Source organism: Thalassospira sp. CH_XMU1420-2 (assembly GCF_037029325.1).
Classification (GTDB): Bacteria; Pseudomonadota; Alphaproteobacteria; order Rhodospirillales; family Thalassospiraceae; genus Thalassospira; species Thalassospira povalilytica.
The window spans coordinates 135,374-155,212 of record NZ_JAYMEG010000007.1 but is presented as its reverse complement, the minus strand read 5'-3'; the positions used below and the strand labels follow the sequence as shown (position 1 = coordinate 155,212).

Annotated in this window: 24 protein-coding genes; 9 read left to right on the top strand and 15 right to left on the bottom strand. The window is 52.4% G+C overall.

Translation table 11 applies throughout. From position 1 onward, the window contains the following. Positions 1-18: 18 nt before the first annotated feature. On the bottom strand, positions 19-1,353 hold the full coding sequence (locus WA429_RS19045; RefSeq protein WP_228196610.1) for a PQQ-like beta-propeller repeat protein: 1,335 nt from the start codon (positions 1,351-1,353) through the stop codon (positions 19-21). 68 nt (positions 1,354-1,421) lie between these two features. Continuing rightward, a complete protein-coding gene (locus tag WA429_RS19040) occupies positions 1,422-2,072 on the bottom strand; it encodes a DUF2659 family protein (RefSeq protein WP_068518623.1) in 651 nt (216 codons plus the stop codon). Positions 2,073-2,600: 528 nt separating this feature from the next. On the opposite strand from WA429_RS19040, the gene WA429_RS19035 reads away from it, so the two are divergent. From WA429_RS19035 to WA429_RS19025, 3 genes are all read left to right on the top strand, one after another. Beyond that, on the top strand, positions 2,601-3,026 hold the full coding sequence (locus WA429_RS19035; protein ID WP_068518624.1) for a hypothetical protein: 426 nt from the start codon (positions 2,601-2,603) through the stop codon (positions 3,024-3,026). 171 nt (positions 3,027-3,197) lie between these two features. After that, positions 3,198-3,554: a DUF2794 domain-containing protein gene (locus tag WA429_RS19030; RefSeq protein WP_068518625.1), complete on the top strand. Its 357-nt coding sequence runs from the start codon at positions 3,198-3,200 to the stop codon at positions 3,552-3,554. Positions 3,555-3,589: 35 nt separating this feature from the next. After that, positions 3,590-4,354 (top strand): tetratricopeptide repeat protein, encoded by a 765-nt coding sequence (locus tag WA429_RS19025; RefSeq protein ID WP_287466522.1) that lies wholly within the window; start codon positions 3,590-3,592, stop codon positions 4,352-4,354. Positions 4,355-4,431: 77 nt separating this feature from the next. Here the strand turns inward: WA429_RS19025 and WA429_RS19020 are convergent, their stop codons facing one another. Then, on the bottom strand, positions 4,432-5,367 hold the full coding sequence (locus tag WA429_RS19020) for a hypothetical protein (protein ID WP_287466521.1): 936 nt from the start codon (positions 5,365-5,367) through the stop codon (positions 4,432-4,434). 186 nt (positions 5,368-5,553) lie between these two features. On the opposite strand from WA429_RS19020, the gene WA429_RS19015 reads away from it, so the two are divergent. From WA429_RS19015 to WA429_RS19000, 4 genes are read left to right on the top strand one after another with little or no spacing between them, the layout of a single operon-like run. Next, positions 5,554-6,849 carry a tyrosine-type recombinase/integrase gene (locus tag WA429_RS19015; RefSeq protein WP_063093908.1) on the top strand — a complete coding sequence of 432 codons (1,296 nt, stop codon included), beginning with the start codon at positions 5,554-5,556 and terminating at the stop codon, positions 6,847-6,849. Beyond that, entirely contained in the window at positions 6,842-8,698 is a 1,857-nt protein-coding gene (locus tag WA429_RS19010) for a phage integrase SAM-like domain-containing protein (protein ID WP_064781629.1), read from the top strand. Before WA429_RS19015 ends, WA429_RS19010 begins: the two co-directional genes overlap by 8 nt. A 37-nt stretch (positions 8,699-8,735) precedes the next feature. Continuing rightward, positions 8,736-10,601, top strand: a complete 1,866-nt coding sequence (locus tag WA429_RS19005; RefSeq protein ID WP_157097758.1) for a hypothetical protein — start codon at positions 8,736-8,738, stop codon at positions 10,599-10,601. Between the two features lie 7 nt (positions 10,602-10,608). After that, positions 10,609-10,992, top strand: coding sequence for a hypothetical protein (locus WA429_RS19000; protein WP_063093914.1), 384 nt, complete (start codon positions 10,609-10,611; stop codon positions 10,990-10,992). 160 nt (positions 10,993-11,152) lie between these two features. Here WA429_RS19000 and WA429_RS18995 read toward each other — a convergent pair whose 3' ends face one another. The 5 genes from WA429_RS18995 to WA429_RS18975 are packed head-to-tail and all read right to left on the bottom strand — an operon-like array spanning position 11,153 to position 14,265. Continuing rightward, positions 11,153-11,824 (bottom strand): cytochrome c biogenesis protein CcdA, encoded by a 672-nt coding sequence (locus tag WA429_RS18995; RefSeq protein ID WP_063093916.1) that lies wholly within the window; start codon positions 11,822-11,824, stop codon positions 11,153-11,155. Positions 11,825-11,856: 32 nt separating this feature from the next. Further along, complete coding sequence (gene merA, locus WA429_RS18990) at positions 11,857-13,335, bottom strand: mercury(II) reductase (RefSeq protein ID WP_443082688.1); 1,479 nt, start codon at positions 13,333-13,335, stop codon at positions 11,857-11,859. Continuing rightward, positions 13,280-13,531, bottom strand: coding sequence for a mercury resistance system transport protein MerF (merF, locus tag WA429_RS18985; RefSeq protein ID WP_063093920.1), 252 nt, complete (start codon positions 13,529-13,531; stop codon positions 13,280-13,282). The genes merA and merF overlap by 56 nt, the downstream gene beginning before the upstream one ends. 3 nt (positions 13,532-13,534) lie before the next feature. Then, positions 13,535-13,864 (bottom strand): heavy-metal-associated domain-containing protein, encoded by a 330-nt coding sequence (locus tag WA429_RS18980; RefSeq protein ID WP_062956565.1) that lies wholly within the window; start codon positions 13,862-13,864, stop codon positions 13,535-13,537. 11 nt (positions 13,865-13,875) lie between these two features. After that, on the bottom strand, positions 13,876-14,265 hold the full coding sequence (locus tag WA429_RS18975; protein WP_062956566.1) for a mercuric transporter MerT family protein: 390 nt from the start codon (positions 14,263-14,265) through the stop codon (positions 13,876-13,878). Between the two features lie 75 nt (positions 14,266-14,340). Between WA429_RS18975 and WA429_RS18970 the strand changes: the two genes are divergently transcribed. After that, positions 14,341-14,757, top strand: coding sequence for a MerR family transcriptional regulator (locus WA429_RS18970; protein ID WP_062956567.1), 417 nt, complete (start codon positions 14,341-14,343; stop codon positions 14,755-14,757). Between the two features lie 293 nt (positions 14,758-15,050). Here WA429_RS18970 and cadR read toward each other — a convergent pair whose 3' ends face one another. Continuing rightward, positions 15,051-15,458 (bottom strand): Cd(II)/Pb(II)-responsive transcriptional regulator, encoded by a 408-nt coding sequence (cadR, locus tag WA429_RS18965; RefSeq protein ID WP_063093925.1) that lies wholly within the window; start codon positions 15,456-15,458, stop codon positions 15,051-15,053. 80 nt (positions 15,459-15,538) lie between these two features. On the opposite strand from cadR, the gene WA429_RS18960 reads away from it, so the two are divergent. Then, the gene (locus tag WA429_RS18960; RefSeq protein ID WP_062956568.1) at positions 15,539-16,435 is read left to right on the top strand and encodes a cation transporter; all 897 of its coding nucleotides are present in this window, start codon (positions 15,539-15,541) and stop codon (positions 16,433-16,435) included. Between the two features lie 317 nt (positions 16,436-16,752). Here the strand turns inward: WA429_RS18960 and WA429_RS18950 are convergent, their stop codons facing one another. The 6 genes from WA429_RS18950 to WA429_RS18925 all read right to left on the bottom strand — a co-directional run bounded on the left by WA429_RS18950 (position 16,753) and on the right by WA429_RS18925 (position 19,657). Further along, entirely contained in the window at positions 16,753-16,962 is a 210-nt protein-coding gene (locus WA429_RS18950; protein ID WP_062956569.1) for a hypothetical protein, read from the bottom strand. A 126-nt stretch (positions 16,963-17,088) separates the two neighbouring features. Continuing rightward, positions 17,089-17,583: a redoxin domain-containing protein gene (locus WA429_RS18945; protein WP_287466520.1), complete on the bottom strand. Its 495-nt coding sequence runs from the start codon at positions 17,581-17,583 to the stop codon at positions 17,089-17,091. Further along, positions 17,580-18,065, bottom strand: a complete 486-nt coding sequence (locus WA429_RS18940) for a c-type cytochrome (protein WP_287466519.1) — start codon at positions 18,063-18,065, stop codon at positions 17,580-17,582. Before WA429_RS18940 ends, WA429_RS18945 begins: the two co-directional genes overlap by 4 nt. Next, complete coding sequence (locus tag WA429_RS18935) at positions 18,062-18,220, bottom strand: hypothetical protein (protein ID WP_022733241.1); 159 nt, start codon at positions 18,218-18,220, stop codon at positions 18,062-18,064. The genes WA429_RS18940 and WA429_RS18935 overlap by 4 nt, the downstream gene beginning before the upstream one ends. Further along, a complete protein-coding gene (locus WA429_RS18930; protein ID WP_336107752.1) occupies positions 18,213-18,719 on the bottom strand; it encodes a DUF411 domain-containing protein in 507 nt (168 codons plus the stop codon). Before WA429_RS18930 ends, WA429_RS18935 begins: the two co-directional genes overlap by 8 nt. Beyond that, a complete protein-coding gene (locus WA429_RS18925; RefSeq protein ID WP_287466517.1) occupies positions 18,716-19,657 on the bottom strand; it encodes a WD40/YVTN/BNR-like repeat-containing protein in 942 nt (313 codons plus the stop codon). The genes WA429_RS18930 and WA429_RS18925 overlap by 4 nt, the downstream gene beginning before the upstream one ends. Between the last annotated feature and the right edge of the window lie 182 nt (positions 19,658-19,839).

Genomic DNA, 19,839 nt, shown 5'->3' with positions numbered 1-19,839 from the left:
AATGTTCGAACTGACTGATCAGCGATATGCGATTAGATCGGCATCCGCAGTCAGGAAGTAAAGGCTGTCACCCGCAACCGAAGGCGGCAATGTGATCGGCCCGGAAAGTTCATCCTTGCCGAGAATGTCACCGCTATAAGGGGAAACAGTCATTACTTCGCCCTGCTCGTTACCTACGATCAACCTGTCACCGACCAGTACCGGACCTGTCCAGACAATCGGCTCTTCCTGGTCTTCGGGATCGACAAAACGTGGCAGAACCGTCACCCATTTAACCTGTCCGGTCTTCCGACGCAAGGCAATCAGATCATTTGTATTGGTTAGCAGGTATACGTAATCGCCGGCCACCCATGGTGACTGGATGCCACCGGCCTCAAGTTCCCAGACGCGATAGCCGGTACGAAGGTCAATCGCAACCGTCAGGCCCGAGTTGCTTGTGGCAATCACAAGGTCATTATCAATCACCGGAAGACCGCGGATATCAGCGATTGCCGAAACGGCATCGGTGCGCCCGGCCCCGGCAAGGGCATCAGACCAGATCACCTGACCGTTTTCCACACGCAGCGCATACATCTCACCGGTCGAATAGGCCGAAATCACAACGCCCTGATCCACCGCCGGGCTGGCACCACCGATAAAGGCCGCACCTTCGGCCGCACCGCGATGGTTCCAAAGCGTTTCCCCGGTCAAGGCATTGAGCGCGATGGTCTGGTTATCAACAGTGATGGCAAAGACACGACCACCACGGACGGTCGGCGCAGACCGCATCGGGGCGCTGACCTGGGTGCGCCACAGAACCGTGGCGCTTGGCGCATCAATGGCAATGATTTCGGCAAAGCCGGTGGTGGCATAGATAATGCCGCCCTCATAGGCCAGACCGCCGCCCAGAAGCGTGCTGTCTTCTTCGTCTTCCGGTGCCAGTTCAAGCGACCAGATTCGTTTTCCCGAATTGGCCGCAAAGGCGCGGACTTCCGCACTGGCATCAATGGTAAAGATCACGCCGCGTGCAATGATTGCCTGATTAAGCAGAAGGTTGTCATCCATCGACCCTTCGCCGATATCAATCGACCAGTCCTGCTTGAGAACATCATTATCCAGACCGACATGATGCAAGGCATGGCTTGGAATGCCGCCATTCTGAGGCCAGTCGACCATCGGTTCGGGTTCCGGAAGAACAACACGCTGATCAGACAGATCGATATCAGGTTGAACCGTGCTTTGCAGGGCCAGAACCGAAATGCGTTCCCCGGGCAATGGCGGTTCTTCGGTGCCGCCAAGCCAACCCGAACACCCGGCCAAAAGGCCCGTCATCCCCATAACGCACAGAAGTGACTTAATACCGCGTGTGGTCAAAACCGTTTCCCCTGATTCAAGCTGTCATCACGGTGGCCGGGAAACCCGGCCCACCTTGCTGGTCGCAGTTAGGCACCAACGGCCTTGAGAAGTTCACTTGCCCGTGCGCGCATGCCTGACGGTGCTTCGTTATCGTCGGCAATTTCGGTCAGAAGCGGCTTGGCCGCATCGATTTCACCCGCGGCAATATGCAGCAGCGCAATCATTTCGCGCGCCGAGTAATACCAGGTGTTTTCCGGAACCGCGATCGGCTCAAGCCGGGTGATAAGTTCCTGGGCATTGCTTTCATTGGCGCTGTTCATGGCAATCTGAACAACGGCCAGATCACGATAAACCTGATCGATGTCGGAATTGCCGGCAACCGCTTCAAGTTCGGTCACAGCCGACGGGGTCGCACCAGCGCGCAGATAAACAGCCGCTTTCTGGAAATGGCCCAATGCAACAAAACCGGCATTGCCTTCGGCGATGATCGCGTCAAGCGCCTCAAGGGCGGCATCCTGTTTGTCTTCACCGGCATTTGCCAGTTCAACAGCATTGGCAAGGCGGGTACCATTTTCGATGCTGGTGCTGTGTTCATAGGTTTTCCAGCCTTCACGCCCGGCAACACCCAAAACAATCACAGCAGCAGTGCCGATGACATATTTCCCGTATTTGCGCCACAGCTCTTCTGTGCGTTCGCGCTTCAGGTCTTCTTCGACTTCCTGGAAAATATCAACCACGAAAACGGCTCCAATCCGGTCACAATAAAGCGGGCAACCTGCCCGCTTATCTGAATTAATTCTGGCAAGGATTTAACGCGCCAGCACGCAAGGGGTCAAGTCTGCACAAAGCCAATCCGGGCATTCGGTCGATTATTTTGCCCCATTGCCGTTTTTCAACCCGATCCGGGCGTCTTTGTCAGCCCCGTGATCGGATAACAAAGACCGAATTTGCGGCAAAAACGCGGCGCGGTTTCAATTTCATTCCCCAAAGCGGTAAGAATTGCCTGCCAGCGCCATTATGCCCACGCATCGGCACGATATCGACGCTCTTGCGCCGATGTGAGCCAATGCTTGGCCGCGCGCCGGATCCGGCATATCGCGCGGCAATGCCGGCAAAAGCCCCTGAAAACAACCCCGCCACCGCCCATATGACAAAAATGATCCTTCCTTTGGGCAATTCGGCACAGTGATTGCTTTGATAAATCCAAGGGAACAGATTTCACACTGTCACCGGTCAAATTTGCCCGGTGGATGGACGGAGACACCATGAAACGTCGTCAAAAGGTTCAAAACCGACAGGATGCCAAGCGCGTCATTCGACAGCGCATACTGGCCGGGCTGTTTGCCACTTTGCTTGGAACCGGGGTATCAGGCTGTAGCACCACCATGTCCGATGTCGTCGGGACCAGCCTGTTTACCGGCGGGGAATGGTATCTTGCCTTTGACGTTGTCAGCATCATCAACACCGACAAAACCCTGATTGACCATATGGTTTCGCTTTCGACCGGTCAGGATTGCTCAACCATTCGCAAAATTGACGGCAAGTCCTATTGCAAAAAGGACCCGGTACCGGAAACGCCGCTTTATTGCTATCGCACCCTGGCCGCCGTCAGTTGCTATCGTACACCCGATCCCTATAACACCGGGGCACAAACCGTTGACTGGCCGCCGACCCGTTCGCGCAGCCTCTAGGGCATAATTCACTGAATTATCTGGGATAATCAAACCGGTCACAAATAGTGTGAACCGGTTTTTGTCCATTGCAACTTGAGACGCAGGGCAATCCACGCTACCGTGTCATATGGCTGTCATTTTCCGTTCCCGGATTGTAACAGCCAGACGACCACATTGCCGGAGAATCACATGGGAACACTGTTCGATTTGGCAAAATACCGCAAAGCCAAAAGCTTTGTGCATTTTGACCGGTCCGAACTGATGCGGCTCATGAATACCTATTCCCGTCAGGTTGCAAGCGGCGCCTGGCGCGATTATGCGATCGACCATCTGGACGGGATGGCAATGTTTTCGATCTTTCGTTCCACACACGAAACACCGCTTTTCACCGTGATCAAACTGGGCAGCGAACACAAGAATGCCGGCCAGTATCTCGCGCTTCACAGTGGCGAGCGGATCAAACAAAGTTCCGATATCAGCAACGTGCTAGAGGCCATCGAAAAGCGTGCGCGCAAGGTCGTCCCGCTGTTTAAAAACAATTCCTGACACCCTTCTTCATAACAGCGGACAAAGATAAGAACGTGCGTCCTTCTGCCTTGAAGCTGGTCAGACGGCTGATGATTGCGGCCCTGATCGGCGTAAGCTTTGCGGCAATCCCCCACCCCGGACAGGCGCGCCAAATGAGCCGCGACTACCAGACCGGCTATTATGCCTATCGGTCCGGTGATTTTGAACAGGCCCATGACTACTGGCGATCGGCCGCGCAAAAGGATGATCCCTATGCGCAATATGCGCTGGGATTGCTGTATTATCGCGGGGATCTGGGTCAACCCGACTATCAGAACGCGGCAAAGTGGTTCAAAAAGGCCGCACGCGCCAATCATGGGGGTGCGATCTATTATATCGGGCTTCTCTATTTTAACGGCCACGGCCTGCATTATGACCAGTTTCGTGCCACCGAATATTTCAAACGTGCGCTGAAAACCGACCCGGGAAACGGCAATGCGGCCTATTTGATCGGCACACAATATTTCCATGGGCGCGGCGCACGGCAAAACTTCATCGAAGCCGCCCACTATTTTGAAATCGGCGCCAAGGCCAATAATCACGCTGCCCAGTTCATGTATGGTGCATTGCTTGAACGTGGCTGGGGTGTGCCACAAAATCTTGCCGATGCCTATTACTGGCTGCGCCGTTCCGCAAACGGGCCGATGACCTTTCCCGAAGGTGCCAACGAGACCGAACCACTTGATCCCCAGTCGGCCATAGACGCACTGGAACCAAGATTAAGCATCGACGAAATTCAGCAGGTCGAAAAACGCCTTGCCGGTGAAGTGCCCTGGTAAGTGATCAGCTTGGACTTGCCGGCACGACTGACGACACATAAGAAACGGGCACCTGCAAAACAGGTGCCCGTGTGATCCTATTTCGGAAGCTTGTAGGCAATCACATAATCGCCCGGCTTGGTGCCAATCGAACCGTGACCACCGGCAACGATCAGCACATATTGCGTGCCATCATCGGTTTCATAGGTCATCGGTGTTGACTGACCGCCCGCCGGAAGACGGGCTTCCCAAAGCTGATTGCCATTGGTGGCGTCATAGGCACGGAAATAGTTGTCAACCGCGGCCCCAAGGAAGGCAACACCACCCTTGGTCAGGATCGGACCACCAATCCCCGGCACACCGACTTCGAACGGCAAGGGTAGCGGGGTCATGTCTTCGACCGTGCCGTTTTTGTGCTTATAGGCGATCTCGCCCGTGCGCAGATCAGCACCGGCCACATAGCCCCACGGTGGTGCCTGACACGGGATACCAAGCGGTGACAGGAACGGTCCCATTTCCACGGCATAAGGGGCACCTTCATTTCGGTTAATGCCCATTTCACTGGCCTTTTCGCTGCCGCGGGGCGGAACGGCATCACGCGGGATCAGGCGCGATGTAAAGGCAAGATAGGTCGGCATACCGAACATGATCTGGCGTTCGGGATCAACGGCGACACTGCCCCAGTTGAATGTTCCGAAATTGCCGGGATAGACAAGCGTCCCTTCCAGCGACGGCGGCGTATAGCGCCCTTCATATTTCAAACCATGGAACGCAATACGGCATGCCAGCTGATCAAACAGGGTAATGCCCCACATATCCTTGCCCGTAAGCGGTTCGGGCATGAATGTCAGCCCCGATACCGGTTGGGTCGGTGCTGTGTGATCTTCGGGAATGGCCCCGCCCGGTGCCGGCACCTCGGTTATCGGAATGATCGGATCGCCGGTACGACGATCAAGAACATAGATATCGCCCTGTTTGGTCGGACCGACCAGTGCGGGAACGGTTTCCCCGTCTGGTGTCGTGATATCAAGCAAGGTTATATGACATTACTAACATTGTTCACATACACAAACTTCCTTGCTAACATGGCTGTTTAGCTGCCACTGTGCCTACAGACCTTACCTGCACCGCCAGCATGCTGGCGGTGCAGGTAAGGTCTGATATCACAGCCTCAAGATGACAAACAAAACCCGGTGCCCGACATTTGGAATGAGGGAAGCATGCTGACAGTTCCCTACTACACGGTTGCCAAAACAGCGGATGTCGTTCGACCTGCAACGATCATCCGCGATACCGAGTGGGATCAAGTGAAGAGCCACAGTCTCCCTACCGGTTTCCACTATCTTGTCTATGACGGATGCAGAATTGTTGAGCCGGTCTTATTCTATCTCCATGACAAATGCGTCCGGTCCTCGAGAATTCCCTCGGTAGGAAACACACAAACAGCTTTAACCTATGACCTGTATGAGTGGTTCACATATCTAGGCTTGATTCATAGGGATTGGGACGCTGCTTGTTTCGATGACATCGAACTATATCGCGACAAGCTTTTATGCAGCAAATCACCTAAAACCGGTAAACGATATGCTGTTGCAACAGTACGCCGCAGGCTTGGCACCATCGTTGACTTCTATGAATGGGCGTCCAGACAAGGCTTGATTGAATTTGATGCGAAAGAGTTTTACGAAGAACGTATCAAACCCCGAAATTATGCAATTACCCGGATGGCGCATGTTCAATCCGGCGACAATACGGTCAAAACGAGTAAACTGCTTCCGAGAACCTATAACAGTGAAACGGCTGAGGCATTTTCTCCCGAAGCTCTTCAACGAGTGCTCGCCGAACTTGGTTCGATCCCCGGAGACAAAGCTGATCGTCGTCCATGCAGAGACCGGCTCATTGCCAGCCTTGCTGTCGCCACAGGAATGCGACTTGACGAATGCGCCAACCTCACTCTGTCGCAATACAAGAATCTCAAGAAAGATGGTAGCTACAGCAACGTCGCATTGCCTCTTTACAAAACCAAAGGCCTGAAGCCGCGCACAGTTGTCGTACCGGGCATAATCCATGATGATCTGCGACATTACGTAAAAACAGAACGGGCCCGTGCGGTTCGACGCGCGAAAACATCTGTCGAGGCTCTTTTTGTCAATCACGCCCATGCCAAAAGAAATCCGGGTGAAGCAATGACAGCTCATTCCATCTGGCGCCACTTTCAGCGCGCGGTTCTGAAAGCCGGTCTTGTATGCCCTTCCCATAAAAACGGCACAACCAGCCCCTTAGACAGACCTGAAGCCCTGCACAGCTTTCATCACCTCCGTCATACCTTTGCGGTTACCATGTATTTTGAACTGGTTCGCGCGGGCAAAGCAGAACCCTGGCTCAGCCTGCGAACATTGCTTGGCCATAGTCACATAACGACAACAATCAATACATATTTGCGGAGTGTACAAATTCGGGAAGCACTCATGACAGATACCCTGAATACGTATCTCAAGGCCCTACGCGATGGCTAGAAAGCGCATGGACAGATCTTTTCTCACGTATCGCCCGGGTGCGGCACCTGCCTTCGACAGGAACAACCTGGCCCGTCCGGAAAAGGAAGAGAGAGAATACGGGGTTATCCAAAAGCTGTCACCTGACGGAAAACTGTGTCAACTCACGCTAAACTGTCCCCGTACCGCAAAATCCAACCGCGGCAGTGCCCAGATCAATGTCAGCGACGATTGGCTGAAAGCCGAACATCTGTCTGTTCCGTTTGCTACGGCCATTTTCTCGCATATTCGCAAGTTTGGTCCCTCTACCCAGGTCAACAAGGTTCAAGCTCTCAATCGCTTCTTTGCTTTTATGTGCGAACAGGGAAAAGCACATTTTAAACTGTCGGATCTGACCACAACTCTTTTTAATGAGTACATTTTCTGGCTCGACACCCAACAGCTTACAAGCAAAACGAAAGCCGGGTTAATCTCCCCACTCCGTGTTGTATTGCACTATCTTAAACAAAATCCACAATATACAAGCGAAGTCCCTGGGGATGCTTATATCCAGCCAAATCCCTGGCCTGGAATAAACGAGCAAATTGCTCATCGACCAATTTTGGCTATCACCGATCTTGTAACGATTGAGCGCGCCTGCATCAAAGAAATGCAGACATGGATGCGCAAATGGGAAGAAGGAAACGACTTTATTAAATCAGGTAGAGAACGCCTGCAGGCGGGTGCTTCACCCACCGAGCATAGACTTGAAACATTGCTGGCAATCATTGAAGACCGCTATGGTGGCTATGTGACGAACAGCAAACAATTCTTTGCTGACGGCGATGGCCGGCGACGACAAATCGAGTTTTTCGGAGGGATCAAGGGTATTGCTCCGTGGCTGTATGCAACAAAGCGCTCTCTGGTCCCGTTTGTCGTGATGATGGCAATCAGGACGGCCTTCAATCCGGAAACCATACTGGCTTTACGAAAATCCGCCCTTCGGGAGAGCTCGTTACTTAAAGGAAGTGCCGAACTGGCGCCGAGATATCGGGTGGTCGGCGGGAAGAAACGCGCGCGAGGCGATCAGGTTCGAACCTATCCTCAGGATAGCACAGAGATTGATAGCCCGATTTCCATTTTCAACAATGTCGGAAAGCTGACCCGTCGCCTCCCAAATGCCGAGCACGATCCCGACCATGATATGCTCTTCATATTTCAGGGCAGAAATTACGGAAGGGCTCATCATTATCTCAATGCAACCTGCACCTTCCCTAACGCACTTTCTGCTTTCAGAAAAGATAATCAACTCCCTGATTTCAGCTTGTCGAACATTCGCCCCACCATCTCGGAGATTGTCAATCAACTGAGTAACGGGGATATCAAGGCACAACAGGCAATTCTCAATCATTGGCACACAGAGACAACGGAAACGCATTATGTGTCGGAAGCGGCCCGGCACCGCAGACGGGAAACATTGGGCAATCTTTTGAACCGACGGGAACGATATATCCGGACATCTGGAAAGTCCGATGACCGTATCAATCTTCCAAACAATACAGGTCGCGCCGCAACGCCGGGGTTTGAATGCACCGACCCCTATGATTCTCCTCTCGCATCCCAGTCCACAGGACAACTCTGCACCGCCTGGGGAGAGTGTCCGCTATGTCCTCGCGCCGCCGTGATCCCCGACAATTCACACGCTTTGGCACAACTGCTTCATCTCCACAATGCCATTGAGAAAGCACGTCACGATTTACCGCCAGGTCGCTGGCTATATTGGTCAACGGTACAAAAGGCCCTGAACAATTGGCTCAGCAAGTTCCCGGCCAAGAGTGTTTGGCATGAGGCCAAAAACATTCAAAGAACCCACGCCATTCTGATCGAATGACATGAACCCTATACAAACCGCTACAGCATATCATCTCATGGCAGCGGAAGATCTGCGGGAAACGAGGATCAACCGCCATTCCCGCTGGTCTGATGACAGATGGTTCTTCGACAATCTGACGCCAGGTCACGACGCTGCAGCCAGCACCATACGCTGGGATTTCATCATGCCGGACGGCAGTAAATTCGTTGATCCTAAATGGGCGATATTGCTCGACGCGCATCGTCGACTGGTCTGGTCATTGATTGTCGACCCAAGACAGCGACATAGATACAAGCCGGGCTCAATGGGCAAGCTCTCCCGGCGGGTTCATTATCTTGCCCGCTGGATGGGCAAATCCGGCTACGCTCATTTCGGCGCGCTTGATACCAACGCATTCGCCCAATATCTTGATGACCTGCTGATTGATAAACGCGATAAAGCCAATCTCAATGCCCTGTATCTTATGGAACATCTCGCATTACCTGTTTCTTTGGGATATCAGGCCCCTGTTCTGGCAAAAGCCGGAATTCCTGTACCGGGCAGCGCCCCCTGGCATGGCATGACGGCGTTCGAGGTCGCGAAACAGCTGGCAGGCAGGGAACAGGGATCCGTCCCGCCCGTCCCGGACCCCATATTTTTACACATAATGACCAGTGCCTTGCGCATGCTTGATGAAGCAGAGGATATCATTTTACAGGCTCGGCATTTCGCGGACACCAAAGACCTGCTGGTTGCCGAAAAATATGCACCAGACAGGCAGCATTTACGGGATCGCATCAACTCTCTGACTGACGCGTGCCTGATCCTCATCCAGGGATTGACGGGTATCAGAGTGAGTGAATTGCTGGGACTGCAAGCCTCTGATACGCCACTGGCACAAAATACCTTGCCCGATTGCATAAAAATTGAACCGTCGGCCAGCGGTCTTCATGAGATATTTTATCTTTCCGGTCATATCTACAAGACGACGAAAACGCCTCGCCCGGTCACCTGGGTCACCGGACTGCGCCCGGTCGGGAGTGATCACCTTCCTGTTCCGGTCAAGGCAATATCTGTCATCGAAAGGTTGTACGCCCCCTGGCGCACTCGAAGAAACATCAACGAACTGATTGTCGGTTTTAGCCGAACAAAAAGCCTGACCAAAGATGTGAAAGCCCATACTTTAAGTTGGGTCAATCGCTGCCAGAGAAGGTTCTTTGTCAGAAGCGGTGTTAAGGATTGGACTGTTACTTCTCATCAATGGCGCAAATCCTTCGCCCAATATGTCATCCGAAGCGACAGCTGCATGCTCCCGGTGCTTCGGGAGCATTTCAAACACATCAGTATGGCGATGACGGAACAGGGATATATAAATGCGGATCCAGAACTGAAACAGATCCTTGATGATGCTGCGGTTCAGTCAACGGTCTCTCTCATTGGCGAAATGATTGCCGGCAGAAAAAACGTCTCGGGGGCCCTCAGTGGAAAACTGAAAGAGACTGCGAATCAACTCGGAAAATCTCTGGACAACCGTCCCGAAGATGACCGCCCACGCGATATTGAAGAACTGGTTCGTACCTCGGGTATACGGGCACATGATATTCGCTGGGGAAAGACATCCCTCGGAACCTGCCTGTTTCGACAGGGAACCGGGAATTGTACCATCGGTTGCTCTGCCCGATGGGTGATCAGTGCGCCGCTATGGTCGGCCGCACGCCCGGATTTATGTTGGGAATGTCAAAACCTTGTCCTTGACGAGACTCATTTGCCCTTCTGGAAAGACCGCCGGGCCAAATTGCAAGATGATCTGAAAACGGCAACAACCAATGATGACTTTGCTCTCGCACAACTCTGCAAACAACGCCTCGAACAATGTATTATGGTGCTAAACAAGCTTGAAACCACCGAAGCTGCAGCTGCAGAAAACAACAATCCCGGGTAATGAAACCATGTCACCCACATCTGTTGAAGCCGCATTCATGATGGCGATTGATCGGCTCCTCGCGCGTCATGCTCTGAAAGCCAATTCCAGCAATACACCCAAAATCAACAAAAGTATGGTTGCGCGCGAAGCCGGGCATAGCCGGACAACACTGTACAAATATCCCAAAGTGCTTGAGAGACTGAAATCATTTGAGGCAACAGCAAAATCATCAAAACAAAATGAGATCATGAGTCTGCGTCAGGAAATCGCCAAATTAAAACAGGAAACCGGGACGGCGAGAGACCTGATGGCAGCAATGCTGCTTCAAATGCGCGAGATGGAACGACAAACGGCTTCAAGAATTCGCCAGGCAGTACGTATGACACAAGCAGAAGGTTCTGATACGTAATGGGCCTTCCACGACACAGGAAGACTCTTAACAAGCCTTTTACATCAATCGTGGTGTCTACGCCAAGCCTCTCCTAATGCACATGTCTCCCATCTTCCATAAATCATCCCACTTACGACAGATCACTTCCGCAGATCAGCAGAGAGGCGCCTCCCCAAGTTCATGCCTTTGCCCAGTCTGCCAGATTGACAAATAGCCCGAACCAGATTGACCATAGGCCAAGGGCGACGAAAACAAAGCCGGTCAACCAGCGGCGCGGACGCATCCAGTCTGCAAGTCCGACAAGAAGCGAAGTAAGTTGCGGCACGACCGAAAACGGTACCAATGGAAGTGACAACGACAGCGCAAAGACCGCCATCAGAATGAAACCCTTTGCGGCGGAGCCTGTTGCGGTTGCGGCCCCCATCAGGCCGAAAAGGATCGGCGCGGCGCAGGCGGGAATATTCAGGCCAAACGCAACGCCCTGAACCCATGGGTTTTTCGTGATCCGCCATCCGACTGGCGCAATCCGGATACGCCGCCGAAACCGTCCCCCTGCACCGAACAGGAAGACAATTCCGATGACCATATAGAGTGCCCCAAAGATCAGCCATGCCCCGGTCTGAACCCCGATCATGCGTTGTCCCAGCATGACGATCACGCCGCCGAAACCGCCCATGACCAGAAGGCGTGCGAGCATGAATGCAGCTAGAGCCCCAACCCGCATGCGCAGTGAACGGTCACACTGGCTGTTGAGAAACAGCATATGCGCGCCAATCGTGCAGGGCTCGATAAATCCCAAAAATCCCAAGCCCAGCGCAAGAAAGATCAGGTTGAACAGGTCCGGTGTCACGTTTGTAAATTCCTTATCATCGTCGCATGGTGTTACCCGGCACAACAGGACAGTCTGGCGACATCTCTCGCAAAGCCCTGAGCGGCAAGTTTCAGGCCCTCGACTGTGGTCAGATAGGGAAAAATCGTGTCGCCAAGTTCTTGGGCGGTCATCCCAAACCGTATGGCCAGCGCCATTGTCTGAATGCTGTCACAGCCCTCGGGTGCCAATATCTGAGCGCCCAGCAAGCGGTCAGTTGCTTCATCTGCAATGAGTTTTATCAAACCGCGTGTATCACGGGCGGCAAGTGATCTGGGCACCAGATCAAGCGGCACGACAGATGTCTTGACCACAAAGCCCCGTTTCTGTGCCTGAACCTCGGAGAGACCTACGCCAGCAACTTGTGGATCAGTGAAGACAACCCAGGGCATCGTTGTGTTGTCATATGTCTGTTCGTCACGGTTATAGGCATTTATTGCCGCAAGTTTGGCGCCATAAGCTGCCATATAAACGAACTGGTCGCGCCCGGTCACATCGCCCGCAGCATATACATCAGGACGCGTCGTCCGCATGTACGCGTCCACAACAATTCCGCCATTCGAATTTACTTCAATTCCGGCCGTTTCGAGGCCTAATCCGTTTGTATTCGGCTTACGGCCTGTCGTTACCAGGATATGTTCAGCAAAAAGAACCTCGGCCTGGCCATCAACGTTAATGGTCAGTTCCGTTTTATCATTCTTCCGTTCAACCCTCTCGTAGGTGAGGCCCGTGCGAACGGATACCCCTTCATTCCTTAACTCCTGAGTGAGCGATGCAGCAATTTCCGGTTCTGCTTCGGGAAGAAGCCGTGACCGTGTCACCAGCGTAACCGAGCTGCCGAGCCGTGCAAACATCTGAGCCAGTTCACAACCGATATATCCGCCGCCAATCACGAGAAGTGATCGTGGCTGCTGATCAAGTTCAAGTGCCGTTGTACTGGTCAGACAGGGGACATTCTCAATGCCTGGAATATCGGGAAATGACGGGGATGTGCCGGTTGCAATGATTGTCTTTCTTGCAACAAGCTTTTTGCCGTCAAGCAGAAGACCGGTGTCATTAAATATAACGTCCCCTTCGAGATAATCGATACCATCATATTCGGGCAGCAGATCGATATATTTCTTCTGACGCAAACCGGAAACCAGATCCTCTTTAGCCTTGATCAGGGACTGCCAGTCAGCGACATGAGCGTTTCCGGAGAGGCCGGGAAAACGCGCAGCGGCCCCCGCACCATGCACGGCCTCTGCGGCACGGATCATGGTTTTGGAGGGAACACACCCGACATTGACGCATGTGCCGCCAATCATTCCCTTGCCGATAAGTGCGACCCTTGCGCCCTGTTCAGCGGCCGTAATCGCCGCCGAAAAACCGGCCGAACCCGCGCCGATGACAGCAAGGTCATATTCCTGTTTGTCGGTCGAACAACAATTGTTCATATTATTTTCCTTTCCGGGTGGTTGGTTGTGTATCGGTCTCGCAGCAAGCGCGCGCACGGGCTCGTTGTCGGTAGCCGTACAGTGCCAGGGCAATGAACAGGAGTAATCCGGGTATGAGGACATAGTCTATCCAGCCCAGCCATGCCGAGAGTCCAAGGGCCCCGAACGAGACAACAAGGATTGGTGTGAAACAGCAGATCACAGCAAAAATTGTTCCGACGATCCCGGTTTTGAAAATGGTGTTGCCACGCATTATTTAATCCCGCGCCTTGGCCGGATAACCGGCATTTGTCGAAGCGATCCCGATGGTTTCCACATTGGCGACTGACGGGTCGAAGGTGACAGTTGCGGTTTTTTTATCGAAGTTGACGTCTACGGCCTCTACGCCGGTGACGGCTTCCATCGCGGTTTTGACCGTCACCGGACACAGGGCGCAGGTCATGTTTTCGATGTCGAAAACGGTTGTTTGTTCATCCTGCGCTGTGGCGCTGGCAGCAAGCGCCGCAGTTGGGAGGTAGCCTCCCGGATATATGACAGCCAGTCCCAGGGCAAATGCCCCGGCCAGAATAATGCCTGTTCGTTTCATCTCGATTACTCCTAATAGAACAGCGGTGCCCACCAGTTGATTGTCAGGGCCAATCCCACCAGCACGGTTGAGAACCACAGGGCGGCTTTGGTGATCAGTGCGGATTCCGGACGGGCGCAGTAAGACCCGTCGTCACAAGCTGGCTTGGTCTTGAAATAGACCTGCCAGAACCCCAGCCCGATAAATATCAGAGCCACCGTCGCGAAGAGTGGTTTGTAAGGTTCAAGAGCCGTCAGATTGCCGATCCAGGCCCCCGACACCCCCAGCATCAGAAGCAGGAGTGGTGCGACACAGCAGGCGGATGCAAGAATGGCTCCGACCACTCCACCAGTTGCAAGCAGACCTCTTTTTGTCTGCTTCCCGTCATCCGACAACAGGTCGTCCGATTTGATATCGTTCATGTGGTTTACCTCGAATTCGATTCGCAGTTAAGATACAGTCTGTAGCTGCTACAGATTAAAGAAGGTTTTGATCACATGGACGATCACAATTCCGGGAGGCGACTAAAGCGAGCAGAATTGTCGAAGGTGACAGGCTGTCATCTTGAAACGATCCGCTATTATGAAAAGACCGGCATGATGCCCGATCCGCGGCGCAGCAAAACGGGTTACAGGCTGTATGACGAAACACATGTTTCCCGGTTGCGGTTTATCCTGCGCGCCCGTGATCTGGGTTTTTCGATTGAAGATATCCGGGGGTTGCTGACTCTTATAGATGGTCAGTTGCAAACATGTTCGGAGGTCAAACAGCGTACGGAAAGCCATCTTGCTGACGTGCGCACAAAAATTGATGACCTGAAACGGATCGAACAGGTTTTGGCGGAAACGGCAGCTCAATGTTCAGGAAAAGATGTGCCTGAGTGCCCTGTTCTGGAAGCCTTGTTCCACGTTTGAAGTAGTAGCTTGTGAGTTCGGCTTCATCAAAAGGACAAAGAGGCCAGTTATCAATTTTTACAACATTGTCAGCATGCCAACAAATGAAGTAAATTTCAATTATTCCCAAATCCTTGAGCTAAATATCAACAAAAACTTATGATGGAATGCCAGATTACAAAAAAGGATACGCCCCAAGTAATATATAAAATAGGAAGTATTTAGCAAGATAAACCAAAAAAGTTTCTGTTTATATAATTAAATCGGCAAGAGTAAAATATTGGTTTTTCGGTTTGTTCCACAGTAAAACCCCTCTACCTCTTATGCGTCTCTTTATCATTGATCCCAGAAAGAACGCCACATTCCTCTACATCCCGTCCATCTTTGCAACTTTCTCTTAGTGAAACGAGTTGTATTTCTAGCGCTTGTAGAGTGGCAATCTGTGATTGCACATGAGATATGTGATCATCAAGTAAAACGTTGACCGCATTACAAGGCTGATGAGGCTCATCCTGATGCTGCTGTAGTTCGGAAATCTCCGCCAGAGATAGACCCAGAATTCTGCAGCGACGGATAAATCTCAACCGTTGACCATGCTTTTTGGTATAGACGCGGTAGCCGTTTTCTCTCCGCCCTACCGACGGCAATAGGCCCTGCTGTTCATAGAAGCGGATTGTTTGTGTGTCGATCTCTACTAACCGTGCCAACTGACCAATGCGCATTTGTCCTCTCCACCCTATTGACCTTATAGTTACTATATAGTTTTGAATGGTAACACTGTAATTTAAAGTGGAACCATGTCATGAGTATATTCTGTGATAGCCTTTCTGGTAGTGATGCACCTCCGCCATCGAATACCGATGAACCGAACGCCTTCGAAGCATCAGAGCAATGGATCAGTATTTATGCAGTGCCAAAAATGGACTGCCCGTCAGAAGAACGAATAATCCGCCTCGCCCTGAATGGCCTTAAGGAGATTCAGACCTTGTCCTTCGACTTGTCGAACCACCAGTTGGAGGTCGTACACAATGGCGAAGTTGCCGCTATCACTACAAAGTTGGAGACCTTGGGGCTAGGCGCTACGCTTCAGGAAAGCACCGCAGCCGATCCAGAGACCATCAAGACCGCCGAAGCCTCAACTACCTCTATCAAACAAGAAGCAGGCACCCTGCGCTGGTTGCTTGGCATCAATGCACTCCTATTTCTAATAGAAATGATTTCCGGCCTGGCAGCCCAGTCCACTGGCCTAATTAGTGAGTCTCTTGATAATTTCGCAGATGCGGCGGTATACGGGCTCGCCCTTTATGCTGTTGGGCATAGCATAAGAATGCAGGTGCGTGCCGCGCATCTTGCTGGTGTTCTGCAGCTAATTCTGGCTGTTGGAGCACTAGCGGAGGTGGTGAGACGCTTTGTATTTGGCAGTGAGCCTGAATCGTTGGTGATGATGGCTATCGCATTCGTCGCATTGATTGCCAATGCCAGTTGTCTGCTGCTCATATCCAAACATCGGGAGGGCGGGGCGCACATGAAGGCAAGCTGGATATTCTCGGCCAATGACGTGGTGATCAATCTGGGGGTCATCACCGCCGGCGTTTTGGTCGCGTGGACCGGGTCCAATTATCCCGACCTGATCATCGGCACCATCGCCGGGGTCATTGTACTGAACGGCGCCAAACGCATTCTGGCTATCAAGGGTTAAGAGCAGTGTCCGTTGCGGGCAAAAATCGCTCACGGCATGACCTATTGCCCATTTCTGGCGTACTTCCTGCGTCGGATCAGGCGATAAAATGTCTGGGGCAACAATCAATGGCCTATGGCGAGTCTGTTTCTGTACCCCGTTCTTTAATTGGGTGCAGACATGGAACACCTGTGCTGCATTCAGTTGCCAATTGAGAAAACCACCAACTCTTCTTCACACGAATCAAGCCGTGCCATGTGAAACTCGGTTTGCTGAAAGATGAAGGATACTTTGAAATGTTAATTCAAGTGTTCCAATTGACCTTACCACCCCAGCTATCAATTATTGTGATGCTGTGAGCTTGCCGTCAAATCACGATACGCATCCATCAATGGACGATCCACGGTGTCATGTTCCGTTCGCTCCTGATCAAGCTTTTCAAGGGCTCTTAGCATAAATTCGGCAATATCAAGCCTTTCGCAGCTGCAGGCATGTTTGAAAGCATGCAAAACTACATACTCCAATTGTTCATCACTTGAGGTCGTCATTTAATCGCTCCTTAATCCGGTATTGGGTAAGAGAGGTTCTTGCCGAGAAGAACTTCTCCTACCGGTACTTTGACGCACTCACGATCTAATAGAACTTTTCAGTTCTTTCTCAATCCAATCACGCGATCACAACATACGCATTACCGGCACAATTTTACGGAGCCGCAATGCATTTGTTAAAACAAAGACCATCGCCACACGTCCATTAATATCCGCGCCGGTTCTCGTATAGGGATCACCAAGACTATCGAGCCATTCTGCAGCGTCGTCAGGTTGATCCTTATAGTTCAGGCCATGCAGTGGGACGGTGCCGTCGCGAGCCAGTTTCATAAACACGGGATGCTCTTCGCGACACGCAACACACCAGGAGGCAAAAACATTGACCAGCGACACCTCACCTCTGATATCTGTACTCGACAAACCTTGTGTTCGACCTTTTACCGGTGGAAGGTCAAATTCCGGGACCTGTCTACCCAACAGGGCAGAGGGGAGTGTGTTGGGATCAAGAGTTAATCCCTTCGCTAGGGCCACACCCAATATCAATGCTATGCCAAGCGGTAAGAAATAGATCAGCCGGTTGAACCGTTTCTGCGGGCGATGTTCTTTGGGGACTGCAATCATCTCGCCCTCCCGTCTTTAAGATTGAGATTGTGCTGGAATTCGCGTTCTTCGTCCGACCAGACACTCTTGATATAACCGAGTACCGCGATGATCTCCTCATCACTCAGCACATCCTCAAATGCAGGCATATCGCTCTCATACCCCGGCACGACAGCGCCAACCCCGAACTTGGTGATCGCAAACAGTTCCTGATCGCTATGGCGCCATGTGTGGCCACTGGCATCGTGTGGCGGCGCGGGCATCCGCCCGGTGTCAAGGCGGCGCTTCCAGCTTTTCTGCCCCTCAAGATTTGAGCCATGACACGATGCGCAAAATTCAACATAGTCATCCTTGCCCAGTGCTATCTGTTCCGGAGTGAGCGGCTTTTCGAGAAAAGTCAGATTCTCGGGCTTCGCGCTGGCATCCATCACGCCGAACAACAAAGCCATGCCGACGCCAGCCATTAATCCGGTGACCATTGATCCGGGCGATACCGCACTCATTTCCCGCCCCGAAGATATTTAAACAACGCGAGAACGCTCATGATCAGGATCGCAAGGATCAGAAGAAACACAAGACCGCCTCCTGCCATCATCAGCATCATCATCGGGCCACCCATCATCGAACCATCCATCATCTGTCCAAAACACTCATTCATTGGCGTAAACGGCAATGCCGTCCTCTCCGAACGCATAGGTTTTCAGCGTCCCGGTTTTTTCACGTGCCATGCCCGGCGCATTTGGTGGCATGCCGGGCAGCGTGATACCCGTTATATCCGGGCGTTCATCAAGCATCCGTTCAATGATCTCGGCGGGAACCAGCCCGCTTACGACATATCCGTCAATCTCGGCCAAATGGCAGCCCAGCCCTTGCTCCGGGACACCGGCGGCAACGGATCGCTTGTCGAAATCGCGATCATCGACACGGGTAACCTGATATCCATTGGTCTCAAGATATTCGCCATAGGCATCACAGCATCCGCAGTTCGGGTCCCGATAGATTGTGATCGATTTGCTTCTCTCACCAGCTACTGTCACGTTCGTTTGCGCCTCTCCTTTTCCCGGAGCAAACATTGTAAATGCAGCACTTCCGGCAACAGCCAGAATCGCAACACCTGTCACAATCACTAATTTTCTCATCTGTTTCTCCATCATCATATGTTCGCAATGGCGGTCCACGTCCTGCCACCGTCTGGGCTTTGTAAAACCCCGTCGTTATTCACAATTACGAGATCATCAGCGCGTAGCGGATGAACCGCGAGTGCTGTTGCGATAACTTCTGAACGCTTTAACCAGGTGACACCCGCATCCTGCGATTGCCAAATTCCGGATGGCAATCCGGCATAAAGTGTGGCCGGTCGCGATACCGCACTGACCAGCGCACTCACAGGTTCACCCTCAGGTAAGGGTACTTTGGGAGTTGCCTGCTTTCCGGACGCAAGAGCATCCATGGCATCGCCCGGCTGAACATCCTGCCAACGGCAGAAACAATCCGGCACACGCGTTACACCGGTATCGGTTCCGGCATATAGCCAGATCCCACCCATTCCGGTTGCCAGATCGACTGAAGACAGTGCTGTCAGATCTCGCTCGGCATTCGCTAACCATGGCCGGTCCATGACAAACACCCATGACTGACCAGCATCATCGCTCTGCCATAAGCCGTCACCGCGAATGGTGGCATATATGGTATCTGGGTTTGTCGCCGCAGTTGTGATGGCAGTGACTGCCGCTTTTGGCAGTCCTTGCCCACGTACGTCCCAACTTTTCCCGCCATCTACAGACAGAACAATCCTGCCGGTATCCAGACCACCAATAACTCGGCCCGGCCGTTCCGGATGTGTTGCAAGTGTGAGAATGGAACCTGCCGACATCTCCGGCAATGTTATCCAGTTTCGATCCCTATCGCGATACAGAAGCAATGACCCGCGTGCAATAATCAGCGCATTGCTATCAAAAGCAATTGCACTGTTTGAGCTTTCACTAACCGCGGCAAGGGTTGTTGCTGGCAACAGGTAGAGGCCAGCACATGTCACGAGACCGCGAAGCAGCGCACGTCTGGAAACAGAGCCCGCGACTATGGTATTTCTTTTCATATGCAAGTTTCTCAAGGAGTTGGAGCATCAGAACGTAATCCGAATCCCGCTCACAATGATCCTATAAGGTTTGATCTTCAGAGGCCGGGCACCAGTAAAAGCGGGACGCTCAAGGCCGGGGCGGATTGCCGCCTGCTCGTTGAGTGAAGCTGAAGCTATGCTTTGGTGCATGTCGCGACTGC